The organism is Cernens ardua (assembly GCF_051251085.1).
Classification (GTDB): domain Bacteria; phylum Pseudomonadota; class Gammaproteobacteria; order Pseudomonadales; family Halomonadaceae; genus Cernens; species Cernens ardua.
Genome location: NZ_JBPCZH010000013.1, coordinates 1 through 840, shown reverse-complemented (window position 1 = coordinate 840; position 840 = coordinate 1). Strand labels below are relative to the sequence as shown.

Annotated in this window: 2 tRNA genes and 1 rRNA gene; all 3 read right to left on the bottom strand. The window is 46.8% G+C overall.

Annotation, left to right across the window (positions count from 1 at the left end):
• Positions 1–278: 278 nt before the first annotated feature.
• A tRNA-Ala gene (locus tag LMG33818_RS12900) sits at positions 279–354 on the bottom strand.
• A gap of 140 nt (positions 355–494) precedes the next feature.
• Positions 495–571 (bottom strand) — tRNA-Ile (locus tag LMG33818_RS12895).
• A 216-nt stretch (positions 572–787) separates the two neighbouring features.
• A 16S ribosomal RNA gene (locus tag LMG33818_RS12890) occupies positions 788–840 on the bottom strand; the annotation flags it as partial.

The following is an 840-nucleotide window of genomic DNA, read 5'->3' as shown; positions in this document are numbered from 1 at the left end:
CACCGATTCCGTGGTAGACCAGCGTGTCACGACACACAATCCATCCTGGTGGATAATCGTGGTGTTCAACGCTGGATTTGGCATCAGCATGATTTACATTGTTAAAGAGCGTACTGTCTAAAAGACAGTCAGAAATACAACACCTTGACTTGAATTAACAAGAAAGCGATATATTGTTGACTGGCTTCTTATATGAGAGTGCTACAGCGTATGGCTTGGAATAGGCTACAAGGCAGTTGCTCTTGTGCACAAAACCACCGAAACCATTAAAACTTAATTGGTGGAGCCAAGGAGGATCGAACTCCTGACCTCCTGCGTGCAAGGCAGGCGCTCTCCCAGCTGAGCTATGGCCCCAAATAATCAATCAATAAAAAAGAGTATAAATAACTTCATACTTTATTGACTGCATGATTTTGTTCTGTGACAAGGCGGAGAAACACGAAGCATACATCAAGTATGTAAGTGTTTTGACAACGACGTCATCAGGACAAAATTGGTGGGTCTGGGCAGACTCGAACTGCCGACCTCACCCTTATCAGGGGTGCGCTCTAACCAACTGAGCTACAGACCCGGCTTTGCTTTCCGGAATACGTATCTGTCGGCTGCCGACCTCACCCGCTCTTTACAAGGACAGGGGGTACGCTCCAACCAACCAGATTAACAACCCGGCTTTGCTTTCAATCAATAGTGATTGAATCACTTACCGATCTGTTTCAGTAAGCAGCACTCGCTCTATTCCGATCAGACAATTTGTGTGGGTACTCATTCCAACACGCAGCGTGTCGTTTAAGGAGGTGATCCAGCCGCAGGTTCCCCTACGGCTACCTTGTTACGACTTCA